Here is a 14,709-nt window from a genome sequence, read left to right on the forward strand (position 1 = left end):
GGACCCCGGAGGGTCGCCCCGTGCCGCGCGGCCCCTACGCACGAGTCTGCCGAAAGGTCAACATCCTTGCACCACAAGGATTTTTCGAAGATTGGGCTCCCATGCTGGCTGGTCGGCATCTTGTACGTGCCGAGCCTCATACCAAATGGTCGGTGAGTGACCATCCGGAACCCCGACGTCTGGTGCTGAGGGCTCGATTCACCCTCGCCAAACCCTCCGCAACGGCGAAATCAGGCCACCAGCCGGATGATGCCCAGGAATTGCCCCCTCCATCTCACGATCCGGCCCTCGTCCGGGCCCCATGGCCACCTCGGGCCTCCGGGAAACACCCGCTCACGGGAAGCGCAGCCGCCGCCCGCGCAGGGTCGTCGGCCGCGGTTCCGGCGTGAAGTGCCACGAGCCCGGGCGAACGCGCAGCGGGGTCTGCCCCTCCGGGCACGGCAGGGTTCCCCCGAAGGCGCACGACCGGTCATGACCTTCGAGGGGCCCGGGGCGGGAGGGTGAGATCAACCGTCGTACCCCAGGGGGAGGACCCGGATGCCGTCGTACCTGTCGCCAGGCGTCTACGTCGAAGAGGTCGAGGCCGGCTCGCGCCCGATCGAGGGTGTGGGTACCGCCGTCGCCGCCTTCGTCGGGCTGGCCGCCGCGGGACCGTACAACGCGCCCACCCTGGTGACCAATTGGAGTCAGTTCACCTCCACCTTCGGCGATTTCACGGAAGGGGCCTACCTCGCCCACTCCGTCTACGCGTACTTCCTGAACGGCGGCGGCACCTGCTACGTGGTACGGGTCGGCGGCGGCGACGCGGCGGACGACGCCGCCACGAGCGCGCCCGCCAGCACACCGGCCGCCGTTGCGGGCAAGCGGGCCAAGCCCGGAGCGCTCCCGGCGGGTGCCCGTACGGCACTCGGCGGATTCCGGATCGCCGCGCTGGAGGGGACCGGTGAGGGGCTCGGCGCCGAGGTGGCGGACGCGGCCGGAGAGTCCCCGGCCGAGGACGCGTTCACCCTCAACATCAAGCGCGGGGACCGGACGGAGGAGACCTTTGAGGTCTCCAGCAAGCGCAGCAACCGCAATTACGTGGTCACCGTCGTACGGGACCGCTCGCGGCTGGTGACCGTCGAGGACGCCGGCCCGACCCAGTCGCTGACGCGCCCGGAGAACCAGACGGTGGCGGTGGCCGAGGCGCCCGTACCCGTACCGGCGGTGCCCGCGACGGTCACCCCGGCCTCGTACGTGGGTAGTTCGGACGACCGGACCGGATTCGGCGGCCTGGAGACGGTGGACGAGATCACCATGCTCGCCGTGCCGGACGTGATGAGCGCCTACGAGCAGGGCGCGCTCGACATCGAGGGCGTCAAGGCCGTGCAGCTCGCGATGATCGCGCACTGCGAACTGATGGGGAACCGCGTCGCGATCATCGATCCGCTGCCCGACCTGTCGCCGCAGCGGGTCAAGGACTGGCGGATGACGGGCGCGGGATACGACTCGAAGTACGCGGCCATGTACTACCCCTGGGTCAAGGTGGCCGACCCGTCGAGCGGACAGACCCGGTTCATCCCGCCGAGCGGGGCGATGGCCGGGGTGTGGGCCCGCAACGACGAGAGCCGCGGGGTGCACAAGGCACCCGCGAACGAAGTGGTGCGCGGTGCCGTGGACTTGGCGGTCCACCTGACCAAGGGGGAGCAGGACCTCCTCAACCCGATCGGAGTCAACTGCCTGCGCTCCTTCGCGGGCCGCGGGATCCGGGTGTGGGGCGCGCGGACCCTGTCCTCGGACCCGGCCTGGCGCTACCTGAACGTGCGCCGTCTCTTCAACTACATCGAGGACTCCATCCTCATCGGCACCCAGTGGGTGGTTTTCGAGCCGAACGACGACGCGCTGTGGGCCCGCATCCGGCGGACCATCGCGGCGTTCCTGGTGAACGAGTGGCGGCGCGGCGCGCTCTTCGGGCTGACGCCCGACGAGGCCTTCTACGTGAAGTGCGACCGCGAGACGAATCCGGCCGAGGGGATCGACGCGGGCCAGGTGGTCTGCGAGATCGGGATCGCCCCGGTCAAGCCGGCCGAGTTCGTGATCTTCCGGCTGGCGCAGTTCTCGGGCGGCACCAGTCTCGTCAACGAGTGACAACGGGATACAGGCAGCGGGCAACGGGTTACGGGTTACGGGTTACGGGCAACGAGTCACGGGCTAGGGAGTCAGTGGTATGGCACTTCCCGACATGGACACCTCGGTCGGCCACTCCTTCGGGCTGGAGATCGACGGGGTCGTCATCAAGCAGATCAACGAGGTGACGGGTCTGAAGATGGAACAGGACGTCATCGAGCTGAAGCAGAACACGGCCGACGGCAAGTACGTCATCAAGAAGCTGCCGGGGCGGCCGAAGGCGGGCGAGGTCACGCTCACGCGCGGCCTGACGGCCGACCAGAACTTCGAAAAGTGGATCAAGGACGCGCGGTTCGGGAAGATGGGCTCGGCCCGCAAGGGCGGGGCGATCATCGTCTTCGACTACGAGGGCCAGGCGATCAAGCGCTACACGCTGGTCAACGCGTGGCCGAAGAGCTTGGAGATCAGCTCGCTGAAGGCGGGCGACACGAGCGTCCTGACCGAGAAACTCGTCATCACGTACGAGCAGATGGACGTGGCGTGATCTGCTGATGCGACGACAGATTGCGCCGCGGGGCGCGGCCGAGGAGGCCCCCTTCCCCCTGACCGGACCCGAGCCGGCCGCGATGGGCGGGCCCGCGGCTTCCGCACTCCCGACAGGCGGTTCGATGCGGACGGAGTTCGCGTTCGAGCTGCCGCGCGGATACGTGGACGGCGCGGGCCAAGTGCACCGCACGGGCGTAATGCGGCTGGCCACGGCCCGCGACGAGCTGGTGCCGCTGCGGGACGACCGGGTGCGTGAGAACCCGGCCTACCTGTCGGTGGTGCTGCTGGGGCGGGTGGTGGAGCGGATCGGTGCCGTGACGGACGTCCACGCCGGAGTGATCGAGGACCTGTTCGCCTCCGATCTGGCCTTCCTCCAGGACTTCTACCGCCGGATCAACGCCGAGGGCCACACCCGGGCGCAAGTGACGTGCCCGTCGTGCCGGACCGACTTCGCGGTGGACCTCGCGGGTGGTGGGCGCCTGGGGGAATCATGACGTACGCGACGGACGACCTCTACGGCGAAGTCGCGTACATCGCCTACCACTTCCACTGGCCGATGGACTCCCTCCTCGACCTGGAGCACGCGGACCGGCGGCGGTACGTGGAACAGATCGCGCGGCTGAACCGGTTGGCCGGGGGGAGGTGAGCAGTGGTCTTCGACGCGTTGCGCGCGAGGCTGCGGGGGCGCGGGGCGCCGCCGCCATCCCCGTCCGCGCCGCCGCAGTCCGCACCGGAGCCGTCCGGGTCGGTGGCGCCGCCGGGCGGCCCTGCCGCGGGTGGCGCTGCGCCCGCCTGGACGCAACTTCCGCTCCAGCGGAGCACGTTCGGGCCTGCGCCACTGCTCACGAACCCGAGGGGCTTCGGAGCGGGCCTGGCCGCGTGGCAGCACCACTCCCTGACGGGGAACCTGGGCCACGCGGTGACCCCTGAAGCCCCCTCTGGCACGGTCTACTTGGCTCCGGCGGAGGCCGTGAGTCCGGTCCGGCCTCCGGACTCGCCGTCGGGGGTGGACCGGCCCATGGCCGCCCCGGCCGCACCTCAGGCCGCGGAGCGGGCCGGGGGACCGGCGTCGCTGTCGGCGTTGTCGCCGTCGCCGGTCGCCACAGCCGTGCAGCGCAGCGGGGCGGAGCCGTCGTCGGCGGTCCCGGTGCCTGCCGTGTCGGTCCCCGTCCCCGGCGCCGAATCCGTCTCCGGGTCCGGGTCCCGGTCCGTTTCCGGATCAGGGTCCCTCGCGGTCGTGCGGCCCCATGGGGCGCAGCCCCTGACGGTGGCCCCGCCGTTGGATCTCCCGCCGCGCACTCTTCCGTCGCAGCCCCTGCCCACGGCTCCGGAGCGCGTGGAGCCGGTCGGTGCCGTGCAACGGCTGGAGACCCCTGCCGGGGCCCCGGACCGGGCGCTGCTGCCCGGTGCGGCGGAGCTCCCCGTGGCAGGAGTTCCCGTACCGCGTCCGGAGGCGCAGGAGTCGATCGGTCCGGCCGTGACCGAGCCACCGGCTCTTCCGGTGCAGCGAGCGGAGGCGTCGCAGGCCCCGTCGTCGGGCCGGCCCTCGGTGGGCGCCGAGCCGCCGCCGATGCCGAGGAAGCTGGGGCTGGGTGCCCCTCTTGCCCCCCGCTCCACGGATGCCTCAGCTGCCGCCGCTGAGCCGCCTGCCCGCCGAGTCGGCCTGGGGGCCCCGCTCCCGCCGGTCCAGCGGAGCGGGGCGGTGCCCGAACCGGCGGCGTCGCCCGAGCTGCCCGAGCCGCCCCCCTCGGACGGCCTGCCGGCAGCCACCCATGCGGCCTCCGCCGCTCCGGAGCTGCCCGTCGTGCCGGTCGTCCCGCTCCAGCGGGTTGCCGAACCGGGGCCCGGCACCGGGTTGCTGGGGGAGCGGGGACTCCGGCTCCGTTCCGTGCCGACCCCTGCCGAGGCCGCTCCGCCGGAGCCGCCTCCGGCCGCAGTGGTGCCGCTGACCTGGGTGCCGTCACCCGTGCCGACGCACAGGCCCGGCCCCGCAGCCGCACCCACACTCCAGGCCGCGCCAACGCCCGAGTCATGGCCCGGCAACCCTGACTCGGGCATCGCCTCCGCCACAGCTCCCGGCCAAGGCCAAGGCCTCGGCCTCGGACCGGGCCGAGGCGACCACCTGACCTCCGGCCACGTCTCTGGCTCTGCCCTCGGACCAGGCCCGGGATCAGAGCGTGGCGGCAGCCCGGGGTCCGGTGTCGGCCATGACTCCGGCCTCGGCCCCGGCTCCAGCGCAGGCGGTGGCCCCCGCAACGGACTCGGCCCAGGCCCCGAAACCGGATCCGACTTGAGCTCGGACCCCGGCTCTGGCGTCGGTCTTGACTCGGACGCGGGCTCGGGCTCCAGTGCGGGCTCGGGCTCGGGCTTCGGCAATAGCCCGGGGCCCGGTGCCGGCTTCGGTGCAGACCTCGGCCCAGGCCTTGATCTCGGCTCGGCCTCCGGGTCCGGCTCTGGCCCAGGCGTCGGCGAAGCCTCCGGCCCGGGTTCCGGCTTTGACTCCGGGTCCGGCTCGGGCCCAGGCGTCGGCCAAGTCCCCGGCCCCGGTTCCGGCTCTGCCTTTGCGCCGGTCCCGATCTCCCGCTCCGTCCTGGGCTCCCCGTTGGGCCCCGGCTCAAGTCCGGACTCAGGCCCCGGCTCCAGCTCGAGCTCTGGCTCTGGTTCCGGCCTCGGCTCTGGTTCCGGGCTCGGCCCCAGCCCCAGCCCCAGCCCCAGCTCTGGTTCCGGGCTCGTCTCTGGCTCTGGCTCTGGTCCCAGTTCCGGTCCTAGCTTCGGCTCTGCTGTTGGGCCGATCTCGGTCTCCCGCTCCCCCCTGGGCTCCGGGTGGGACCCCGGCTCGGTTCCGGGTTCTGGCTCTGGCCTCGGCCCCAGCTCCGGTTCAGGTTCCGGCTCGGGCCTCGGCTCTGGGTCTGGGTCTGGTCCCAGTACAGGTCCCAGCTCGGGCTCTGGCTTCGGGCCGGTTTCGGTCTCCCGTTCCGCCCTGGGCTCCGAGTGGGGCCCCGGTTCGGGTTCGGGGTCAGATCCCGTCTCCAGCGAAGGTCCCAGTTCCGGCTCCGGCCTCGGCTTGGGCTCAGGTCCCAGCTCTGACCCTGCCTTTGGGCCGGTTTCGGTCTCCCGTTCCGGCCTGGGCTCCGAGTGGGGCCCCAGCCCGGTTCCAGGCTCAGGTTCCCGCTCCAGCCTTGGCCCAGCCTCCGGCCCCGGTTCCGGGACCAGCATTCGCTTCGGGCCGGGCTCCGGCGACGGCTTGGGGGTGGGCCCCGGCCTTGCCTTCGGGTCGGCCTCCGGCCAAGGCTCCGGCGGCGGCTTCGACCAGGGCTTCGGGTCGGCCTCCGGCCAAGGCTTCGGCTCAGTCGTCCCCGTCGGCGGCCCCGGCCGCCCCCGGCCTTCGCCGCTCCAGCGGGTGCTGTCGCAGGCGGTGGAGGCGGGGCCGGGTTCCTGGGCGGCCGTCCCCGGGGTCCCGGAGTCGCACGGCCCGCAGCCGCCACCGTCAGCCCCGGTCGCCCAGCGGGATGCCGAGCCGCTCCCGGTCGCTGCCGAGGCGCGGGACCCCGTACAGCCGACGCCGTCCCCGACGGCCCAGCCGGAGCCACCGGCCGAGCCCAGTACCGACGAGCTCGTCCGCCGCCTCATCGGCCCCCTCGGCCGCCTGCTCCGCGCCGAACTGCGGCTGGACCGGGAACGAGCCGGTGTACGGCTGGACCCCCGCCACTAGGGCCTGTCGTCAAAGTGCCGTCTGCCTCGCGGCGTCGGGCACGCACTCTCGCCGCACCGGGCGAAAGCCCACGTACGTCCAGTACGCGGGCCTCCGGCTGGCACACCGAGAGCACGGCATCGAACGCCGCCCCTCAAGGGGCAAGCGTTGCCCGACGCGCCACCAGTGGACCCCAGACCTCCAACCCGCCGCCCCAGCGAGGAAGGCCCCGCCGTGAACCAGCAGCAGGACCCCGCCGTCAGCGTGTGCTTCATGGTCGAGATCGACAACATCAGCCTCGGCTCCTTCAACAGCTGCGAGGGCCTCGGCTGCGAAGTCGTCATGGAGCAGCGCGAGGAGGGCGGCAATAACGGCTACGTCTGGCAACTCCCCACCCGCATCAAGTACTCCAACATCAAGCTCACCCGCCCCGTCACCCGGGACACCGAGCTCGTCACCCGCTGGCTCGCCGGCATGCTCGGTGGGATACCCCGCAAGACGGCGCACATCAGCGCCATGACCGTCGACGGGTCCGTCGTCGCCCGCTGGAGCCTGATGGACGTGGTTCCGGTGCGCTGGAGCGGGCCCTCGCTCAATCCGGAGACCGTCAAGGTCGCCACGGAGACCCTGGAGATCGCCCATCACGGTTTCCTCAACGCGGGCCGATAGGGGAGGGCCTCGAACATGTCCCTGCAGCAGCCCGTCGCCTTCATCGCCTCGGCTTCCCCGGCCCCCGCCCCCACCTCCGCCGCCCCCGGAGGATCCGGCGGGCCGCGCCCCAAACTGGAGCGCGCCTGGCTGGAGTTGCGCGAGCCGCCCGCCGACGGCGGGTCCGGGCCGGCCGGGCCGCGGATGGGGCGGATCGACTTCCAGTTCAACCCCAAGGAGCTGACGCTCGCCAAGTCCGCCCAGTGGGAACGCAAACCGGCCAAGGGTGCGGCCACCGCCGGTCCCGCCGAGTTCAAGGGGCCCGGCGCCGCCAAGCTGACCCTGGAGATGTTCTTCGACGCCACCGCCGACCAGGACGGCCGGGTGGTGGCGGCCGTGGAGAAGCTGCTCGCCTGCTGCGTGGCTACCCAGGAGACCCATCAGCAGAAGCAGGGGGTGCCGCCCTGGGTGATCCTGCGCTGGGGCGGCCTCACCGGATTCGTCGGCTACGTCAGCCAAGTGCAGGCGAAGTACACGCTGTTCACCCCCGGCGGGATCCCGATCCGCGCCGTCTGTCAGGTGACGCTGGAGGAACTCAGCGGGCCCATGCCCGGCCAGAACCCCACCTCCGGGGCGCTCGCCGCCCGCCGCGTGCACCGCGTGGTCACCGGGGACACCCTCGCGCTGCTCGCCTGGCGGGAGTACGGGGACGCGGCCGCCTGGCGGCACATCGCCGAGGCCAACGGCATTGACGATCCGATGCGGCTGCGGCCCGGTACCGAACTGCTGCTTCCAGGGGCCGAGGAGTTGGGCTGAGCCATGGCCGGAGAGAGCTTCGTCAACAGCATCGCCGTCGAGGTCGCCGGGCAGGCGCTGCCCGAGCCGGTGGCGCAGACCCTGGTGTCGGCGTACGTGGACGACAGCACCGAACTGCCCGATCTGTTCGTGCTGCGCTTCCGCGATCCGCACCATCTCGCCCTGCGCGCCGCAGGGTTCACCCTCGGAACCTCCGTAAAGCTCTTCGCGCGGGCCGCCGACGACCCGCAGCGGCAGCTGCTCGTCTCGGGGGAGGTCACGGCGGTGGAGATCGACCTCGACGCCACCGGCACCTTCACCGTCGTACGGGGCCTCGACCACGCGCACCGCTTCTTCCGCGGCCGCCGGGTCACCGGCTACCGGCAGATGACCGCCTCCGACGTGGCCGTCCAGGTGGCCCGGCGGGCCGGACTGCCCGTCGGCTCGGTCGATGCGACGACCACCGTCTACGAGCACCTCGCGCAGCCGGGCATCACCGACTGGGAGTTCCTGCACCGGCTCGCGGACCTCGCGGGGGCCGAAGTCGGGGTGCTGGAGGGCCGGTTCTTCTTCCGGGTCCCCGCCAGGGCGCAGGGCGCGCCGGCCGCGTCCACCCGGCCGCAAGCGAGCCCGTACGTCCTGGAGTTCGGCCGCAACCTGCTCAGCTGCCACGCTTCGGTGACCGCCGCCGACCAGGTCCAGCAGGTGGAGGTGCGCGGCTGGGACGTCCGGGCGAAGGCCGCCGTCGTCGGGCGGGCGCCGGCCGGGCACAGCGACCGGCTGGATCTCGGGATGACCCCGCAGCAGGCCGCCGACGCCTTCGGCGACGCGCTGTTCCTGGCCACCGACACCCCCTACCGGACCCAGGCCGAGGCCGACCAGGCGGCCAAGACCCTGGCCGCCGACCTCGCCGGGTCCTTCGCGGAACTGGACGCCGTCGCGATGGGCATGCCGAGGCTGCGCGCGGGCACCGCCGTCACCCTCACCAATGTCGGGGCGCCCTTCGAGGGCAAGTACACGATCTCCGCGAGCCGCCACGTCTTCGACCCGCACACCGGCTACCAGACCTGGCTCACCGTGGGCGGCCGCAACAACCGCTCCCTGTACGGCCTCGCTTCCGGCGGCTCCGGTGGCGGATCCGGCGCGGGCGGCGACCGGGGGCGGATCGGTGGGCTCGTCAACGCGACGGTGACCGACACGAGGGACCCGGAGGACCGGGGCCGGGTCAGGCTGGCCTTCCCCTGGCTGGACGGGGGGTACGTGAGCGACTGGGCCCGTACCGCAGACCTCGGCGGCAAGGGCGGTGGCGGGATCTTCGGCCCGGAGGTCGGGGACGAGGTGCTCGTCGGCTTCGAGCAGGGCCGCGTGGATCATCCGTACGTCATCGGAGGGCTCTACAACGGCCAGGACAAACCCTCCGACCACGAGGCCCCGCTCGTCGACTCCACCAGCGGATCCACCAACCGCCGTTCCCTGGTGTCCCGTTCGGGCAACCGGCTGGAGCTGCTGGACTGCGCGCGCGGGCCCAAGGGGGTCAGGCTGGCCACGGGGGACGGCAAGCTCACCCTCCACCTCGACCAGCAGAACACCTCCGTCACCGTGCACAGCGACGGCACCGTCGAGATCGAGGCCAAGGAAAAGGTGACGGTGAAGGCGCAGCAGGGCATCGCCATGGACGCGGGCACCGGAAAGCTCGAACTCAAGGGCCAGTCGGTGGAGATCACCGCGCAGGCCGGCGTCCAGGCCGACGGCGGGGCGGGCGCCGTCAAGCTCCGGACCAACGGCCAGGTGGACGTCACGGGCACCACGGTCAGCGTCAACGGCCAGGCCAGCACCGAACTCAAGGCCGGCGCCAGCCTGTCGATCTCCGCCGCACTCGTCCGCATCAACTAGCCGCAGAACCCCGGAACCCCGGAACTCCAGAGCCCCAGAACCCAGTAGTCGAGGAGAACAGCGATATGCCGCCAGCCGCACGCGTCGGGGACCCCACCGGCCACCCCGGGGTGATCGGACCGCCCGGAGTGCCCACCGTCCTGATCGGCGGGATGCCGGCGGCCGTGGTCTCCACCCCGCACATCTGCTCCTTCCCACCGCCCGCCGTCCACCCGCCCTCGGCCATCGCCCCGCCGGGCTGCCCGACCGTCCTGATCGGCGGCCTGCCCGCCGCCCGCATGGGGGACATGGCCGTCTGCGGAGCGCCGATCGTCATGGGCTCCCCCACCGTCCTGATCGGCGGGTGAGGAGGCTGTGGGGGAGCAGTTCATCGGCGCCGGCTGGGCCTTCCCGCTGCGGACCGACGCCACCGGAGCCATCGCCCTGGTGCACCGGGAGCAGGAGATCGAGGAGAGCATGCGGCTGATCCTGGGCACCGCGCCAGGGGAGCGCCCCATGCGCCCGCAGTTCGGCTGCGCCATCCACGACCACGTCTTCGCCCCGGCCGACGCGGCCACCGCCGCGCAGATCGGCTACGAGGTCCGTACCTCCCTGGAGCGCTGGGAGCCCAGGATCCGCCTCGTCGACGTGACCGTCAGCTTCGACGCCGTCGAGGCCGGGACCCTCTACATCGACATCGGCTACGCCCTGCGCGGCTCCAACACCCCCCGCAACCTGGTCTTCCCGTTCTACGTCATCCCCGCCCACGAGGCTCCCGGCGACCCGGGCCCCCCGGGCTCCTCGGGCGCCTTCGAAGGGAGTGGTGGCTGATGGCGCTGCCCCGCCCCAACCTCGACGACCGCCGCTTCCAGGACCTCGTGGACGAGGCCAAGCGGATGGTCCAGCAACGCTGCCCGCAGTGGAGCGACCACAACGTCTCCGACCCGGGCGTCACCCTCATCGAGGCCTTCGCCCACATGACGGACCAGCTCATCTACCGGCTCAACCGGGTCCCAGACAAGAACCACGTGGCCTTCCTCGACCTGATCGGCCTCACCCTGAACCCGCCGTCGGCGGCCCGCACCGAGGTTACGTTCTGGCTGTCCGCCCCCCAGTCCGGGACGATCCGCATCCGAGAGGGCAGCGAGGTCGCCACCACCCGTACCGAAACCGACGAGGCGGTGGTGTTCTCGACCGTACGGGACCTCGCGCTGGTCCCGGTCGAGCTGTCGGTCCTGGCCACCGCGACGGGCACCGCGAAGTCACCGGACGCGACGGCCCCGGCCGCCGTGACGGCCCCGACCCCCGGGACCCCCGGCACCCCCGAGCCGGGAACCGTTCCCGTGGACCGCGGCCCCGAACTCGCCACCGGGCGCGGCGTGCCCTGCTTCTCCACCGTGCCCCGCCCCGGCGACGCCCTCTACTTCGGGCTCTCCCGCGCGGCCCCCTCCTGCGTGGTCGCGCTGCGCCTGGACTTCCCCGTCGCCGGCCACGGCATCGACCCGGACCGCCCCCCGCTCGCCTGGGAGGCCTGGACCGGCGAGGGCTGGACCCGCTGCGAGGTGGACCGCGACGGCACCGGCGGGTTCAACCGGCCCGGTGACGTGCTGATCCAGCTCCCCGACCACCACCTGGCCTCCGCCGAGGCCCGCCGCCGCGCGGGATGGCTGCGCTGCGTCGTCGTCCCCCCGGCCGAGGGGCAGCGGACCTACTCGGCGTCCCCCTCCCTGCTGTCCGCCGAGGCGTTCACCATCGGCGGCACCGCCCCCGCCGTCCATGCCGAACGGGTCGGCGAGCAGCTCCTCGGCATCTCCGAAGGCGTCCCCGGCCAGAGCTTCACCCTCGACCGGGCCCCGGTCGTCGCGGGCGGTCGGCCCTTCACCGTGGAGACCCACAGCACCTCCGAAGGCTGGGTGGACTGGACGGAGGTCGCCCACTTCGGCGAATCGGGCCCCCAGGACCGGCACATCGGCGTCGACCGGGCCACCGGTGAGATCACCTTCGGCCCCGCCGTGCGCGAGGCGGACGGTTCGCTGCGCCAGTACGGGGCGGTCCCCGCCAAGGGGGCCCCGGTCCGCGCCCGCCCCTACCTCACCGGCGGCGGCCGGCACGGCAACGTGGCCCGCCGCACCCTGGGCGTGCTGCGCAGCTCCATCCCGTACATCGCCCGCGTGGAGAACCGGCGCGCCGCCGGCGGCGGGGTCGACGGGGAGGACGTGGCCAACGCCCGGCTGCGCGGCGCCATGGAGCTGCGCACCCGAGAACGGGCCGTCACCGCGGAGGACTTCGAGTACCTCACCCGTCAGGCCGCCCCCGAAGTCGCGCGGGTCCGCTGCGTCGAAGCCCCCGAGGCGGGCCCCGGCGGGGTGCGCGTACTCCTCGTTCCTGCCGCCGAGGACGATGGGGAAGGCCGCCTGGAATTCGGTCGGATGGCCTGTGCGCCCGCCCTTCTGGCCTCCGTCGCCGCCCACTTGGGCGCCCGGCGCATGCTCGGCACCCGGCTGGTCGTCGAACCGCCCTACTACCAGGGCGTCACCGTCGTCGCCGTCCTGCACGCCGCCCACGGCATCCCGCCCGCCCGCGTCCAGCGCGCCGCACTCGCCGCCCTCTACCGTCGGCTCAACCCGCTCACCGGCGGACCCGACGGCACCGGCTGGCCGTTCGGCGGCTCCGTGCACACCGGAGCCGTCTGGGCCGTCCTCGAACAGGTGCCGGGGGTCGAGTCGGTGGAGAGCGTCCGGCTCTTCCCCGCCGACCTGGAGACCCACCGGCGCGGGGAACCCGCCGACCGGATCGTGCTCGGCCCCGGCTCCCTCGCCTTCAGCTACGACCATCAGGTCAGGGTGGAGCTCCGGTGACCCGCGGCCTGGTCCCCGACCTGCCCTCCCGCCACCCGCTGGGGGCCCAACTGCCCGCCGTGTACGCCGAGGACGATCTCGCGCAGCGGATCACCGAGAGCCTGGACGAGGTACTCGCACCCGTGCTGGCCGTCCTCGACTGCCTGCCCGCGTACTTCGACCCGGGCCTGGCCCCCGCCGACTTCGTCGCCCTCCTCGGAGCCTGGGTGGGCGCCGACGGGGACGTCCCGGGCGCGGTGGCCGCCCACGCCCTGCGCGGCACGCGGGCCGGGCTCGCCGAGCAGGTCCGCCAGGTCTTCGGCGTCGCCCCGGAGATCGAGGAGAGCGGCGCCACCACCTGGTCCGCGACCCCGGCCACCGCCCTGCCCGGCTCCGACCGGCCGTACCTGCTGGTGCGGCTGCGCGTGCCCGACCCGACCGCCGTGGACACCGCCGCGCTGACGGCGTTCGTGGCGCGCGAGCGGCCGGTGCACCTGCCGTTCCGGGTCGAGGTGGTGCCGATTGGGTAGTGGGTTACTCATGCTGTGCGGAGAGTGAGAGGCCATCCTTGACCTGCCCATGAGCGGTGAAGGGGGCCGAACATGCCCGTCCGCACGTCTTCGTTTCCGTCGTCTCCGTCCCCGTCCTCCCTGTCGTCAGCGTCGTCCCCGGCTTCCCTGGCCTTGCCGCCGCCGGCCGGCGGTCCCGGACCGCTCACCCTGGTCGTCGCGCCCGCCGGATACGGGAAGACCACCCTGCTGGCCGAGGCCGCCGCGGCCTTTCCCGGCCGCGTCGTGCACTGGCGACCCTGCAGGGACACCCCCGACGCCACCTCGCTCCTGGCCAGGCTCACCCGCGAACTGACGCCGGCCGCCCCGCCCGAGCAGGCCGTGGGCACAGCGCCCGTCACCCCGGCGGCCCCGACCGTGGAATCCGTACTCCTCGCCATCGAACGGGCCCCCGCCCCGCTGCTCCTCCTCGCCGACGACATCCACCTGGTCCACGGCCACCCTGCCGAAGCCGTCCTGGAGGAGCTGGCCCTGCTCGCCCCGCCCGGCCGGCTGCGCGTGGCCCTCGCGGGCCGGCGCATGCCCGCCTTCAACCTCACCCGCCGCGAACTCGCCGACACCCGCGTTCTGACCGCCCACGAGCTCCGCCTCGGCGAAGCCGCCGCCGCGGCCGCCTTCCCCGACGCCGACCCGGCCCTCATCCGGCTCAGCCGGGGCTGGCCCGCCCTGATCCGCCTCGGCCGGGCCGCCGCGGCCGCCGGCCGGGACCCTTTCGAGGCCCCCGCGCTGCGCACCTACCTCGACCGCGAAGTGCTCGCCGCCTTCCCCGACCAGGCCGTACGGGCCCTGCGGCGCGGGGCGCCGGACCCAACGGAGCTCGCCGAGGAGTACGGCGCGGCCGACTGCCTGCCGGTGCTGCGCGCCCATCTGGCCCGCCGCCGCCCCGCACCCCGTACGGCGGCCGTCGGCCGCACGGCCTCCGAAGCCCCGCTCACCCTGCGCTGCTTCCGCCGCTTCGAAGCCACCCTGGACGGCCAGCCACTGGACTGGGGCGCGACCAGGCCGCGCGTACGGGCCCTGGCCCGGCTCCTCGCCGTACACGCCGGCCGACCCGTCCACCGGGAACAGCTGATGGCCGCCCTGTGGCCGGAGAGCTCCGCCCGCACCGCAGGCCACGGACTCCAGACGGCCGTGTCCGCCCTGCGCACCGTCCTGGAACCGGGCCAGCACCGGGGGAGGGCACGGGTCCTGGTCCGCACCGGGGAGGCCTACCTGCTGGACCTCGACCCCGGCGGCAGCTGCGACGTCCAGCGCTTCGAGGCCGCCACCGCCCAGGGCCTGTCCGAAGCCGCCCGCGGCCACGCGGACCGGGCCGCCGAAGCCCTCGCCCGCGCGCTGCGCCTCTACACGGGCGAACTGCTGCCCGAGGACGGCCCGGCGGAATGGGTGGTCCCGCTCCGCGAACACTGCCGCGGCGAGGCGGTCCGGGCGGCGCACACCCTCGCCGAGGTGGAGCTGGCCCGCGGCCGCGCCGAGGCGGCGGTCACGGCGGCAGCCCACGCCCTGTCCCTCGACCCCTTCCAGGACGCGGTCTGGCGCCTGCTCATCGAAGCCCACCGCCGAGCCGGCGACCCGGCGGCCGCCCGCCAGGCGGAACGCCGCCACGCCCAGATCCTGGCCGCCCTGAGCTGACGGCCCGAACCGC

Annotated in this window: 13 protein-coding genes; all 13 read left to right on the plus strand. The window is 73.4% G+C overall.

Annotation, left to right across the window (positions count from 1 at the left end; translation table 11 throughout):
* The first annotated feature begins 537 nt into the window (after positions 1-537).
* The 13 genes from AC3IYJ_RS32350 to AC3IYJ_RS32410 all read left to right on the plus strand — a co-directional run bounded on the left by AC3IYJ_RS32350 (position 538) and on the right by AC3IYJ_RS32410 (position 14,696).
* Positions 538-2,127, plus strand: coding sequence for a phage tail sheath family protein (locus tag AC3IYJ_RS32350; protein ID WP_489398052.1), 1,590 nt, complete (start codon positions 538-540; stop codon positions 2,125-2,127).
* A gap of 79 nt (positions 2,128-2,206) precedes the next feature.
* Positions 2,207-2,650: a phage tail protein gene (locus AC3IYJ_RS32355; protein WP_384654817.1), complete on the plus strand. Its 444-nt coding sequence runs from the start codon at positions 2,207-2,209 to the stop codon at positions 2,648-2,650.
* A gap of 82 nt (positions 2,651-2,732) precedes the next feature.
* Positions 2,733-3,146, plus strand: coding sequence for a hypothetical protein (locus AC3IYJ_RS32360; RefSeq protein WP_489402997.1), 414 nt, complete (start codon positions 2,733-2,735; stop codon positions 3,144-3,146).
* A complete protein-coding gene (locus tag AC3IYJ_RS32365; RefSeq protein WP_384654822.1) occupies positions 3,143-3,298 on the plus strand; it encodes a DUF6760 family protein in 156 nt (51 codons plus the stop codon). Before AC3IYJ_RS32360 ends, AC3IYJ_RS32365 begins: the two co-directional genes overlap by 4 nt.
* Positions 3,299-5,902: 2,604 nt before the next feature.
* A complete protein-coding gene (locus AC3IYJ_RS32370; protein WP_489398053.1) occupies positions 5,903-6,364 on the plus strand; it encodes a hypothetical protein in 462 nt (153 codons plus the stop codon).
* A 213-nt stretch (positions 6,365-6,577) separates the two neighbouring features.
* Positions 6,578-7,012 carry a phage tail protein gene (locus AC3IYJ_RS32375; protein WP_489398054.1) on the plus strand — a complete coding sequence of 145 codons (435 nt, stop codon included), beginning with the start codon at positions 6,578-6,580 and terminating at the stop codon, positions 7,010-7,012.
* Positions 7,013-7,027: 15 nt separating this feature from the next.
* Positions 7,028-7,807 carry a CIS tube protein gene (locus AC3IYJ_RS32380; protein WP_384654830.1) on the plus strand — a complete coding sequence of 260 codons (780 nt, stop codon included), beginning with the start codon at positions 7,028-7,030 and terminating at the stop codon, positions 7,805-7,807.
* 3 nt (positions 7,808-7,810) lie between these two features.
* Positions 7,811-9,679, plus strand: coding sequence for a VgrG-related protein (locus AC3IYJ_RS32385; RefSeq protein WP_489398055.1), 1,869 nt, complete (start codon positions 7,811-7,813; stop codon positions 9,677-9,679).
* A gap of 65 nt (positions 9,680-9,744) precedes the next feature.
* A complete protein-coding gene (locus tag AC3IYJ_RS32390; protein WP_489398056.1) occupies positions 9,745-10,026 on the plus strand; it encodes a PAAR domain-containing protein in 282 nt (93 codons plus the stop codon).
* A gap of 7 nt (positions 10,027-10,033) precedes the next feature.
* Positions 10,034-10,489: a GPW/gp25 family protein gene (locus AC3IYJ_RS32395; RefSeq protein WP_489398057.1), complete on the plus strand. Its 456-nt coding sequence runs from the start codon at positions 10,034-10,036 to the stop codon at positions 10,487-10,489.
* Positions 10,489-12,516: a putative baseplate assembly protein gene (locus AC3IYJ_RS32400; RefSeq protein WP_489398058.1), complete on the plus strand. Its 2,028-nt coding sequence runs from the start codon at positions 10,489-10,491 to the stop codon at positions 12,514-12,516. The genes AC3IYJ_RS32395 and AC3IYJ_RS32400 overlap by 1 nt, the downstream gene beginning before the upstream one ends.
* Positions 12,513-13,025, plus strand: coding sequence for a phage tail protein (locus tag AC3IYJ_RS32405; protein ID WP_489398059.1), 513 nt, complete (start codon positions 12,513-12,515; stop codon positions 13,023-13,025). Before AC3IYJ_RS32400 ends, AC3IYJ_RS32405 begins: the two co-directional genes overlap by 4 nt.
* Before the next feature lie 153 nt (positions 13,026-13,178).
* On the plus strand, positions 13,179-14,696 hold the full coding sequence (locus tag AC3IYJ_RS32410) for an AfsR/SARP family transcriptional regulator (protein WP_489398060.1): 1,518 nt from the start codon (positions 13,179-13,181) through the stop codon (positions 14,694-14,696).
* Positions 14,697-14,709: the final 13 nt, after the last annotated feature.

Source organism: Streptomyces sp. GL_140 (genome assembly GCF_057834465.1).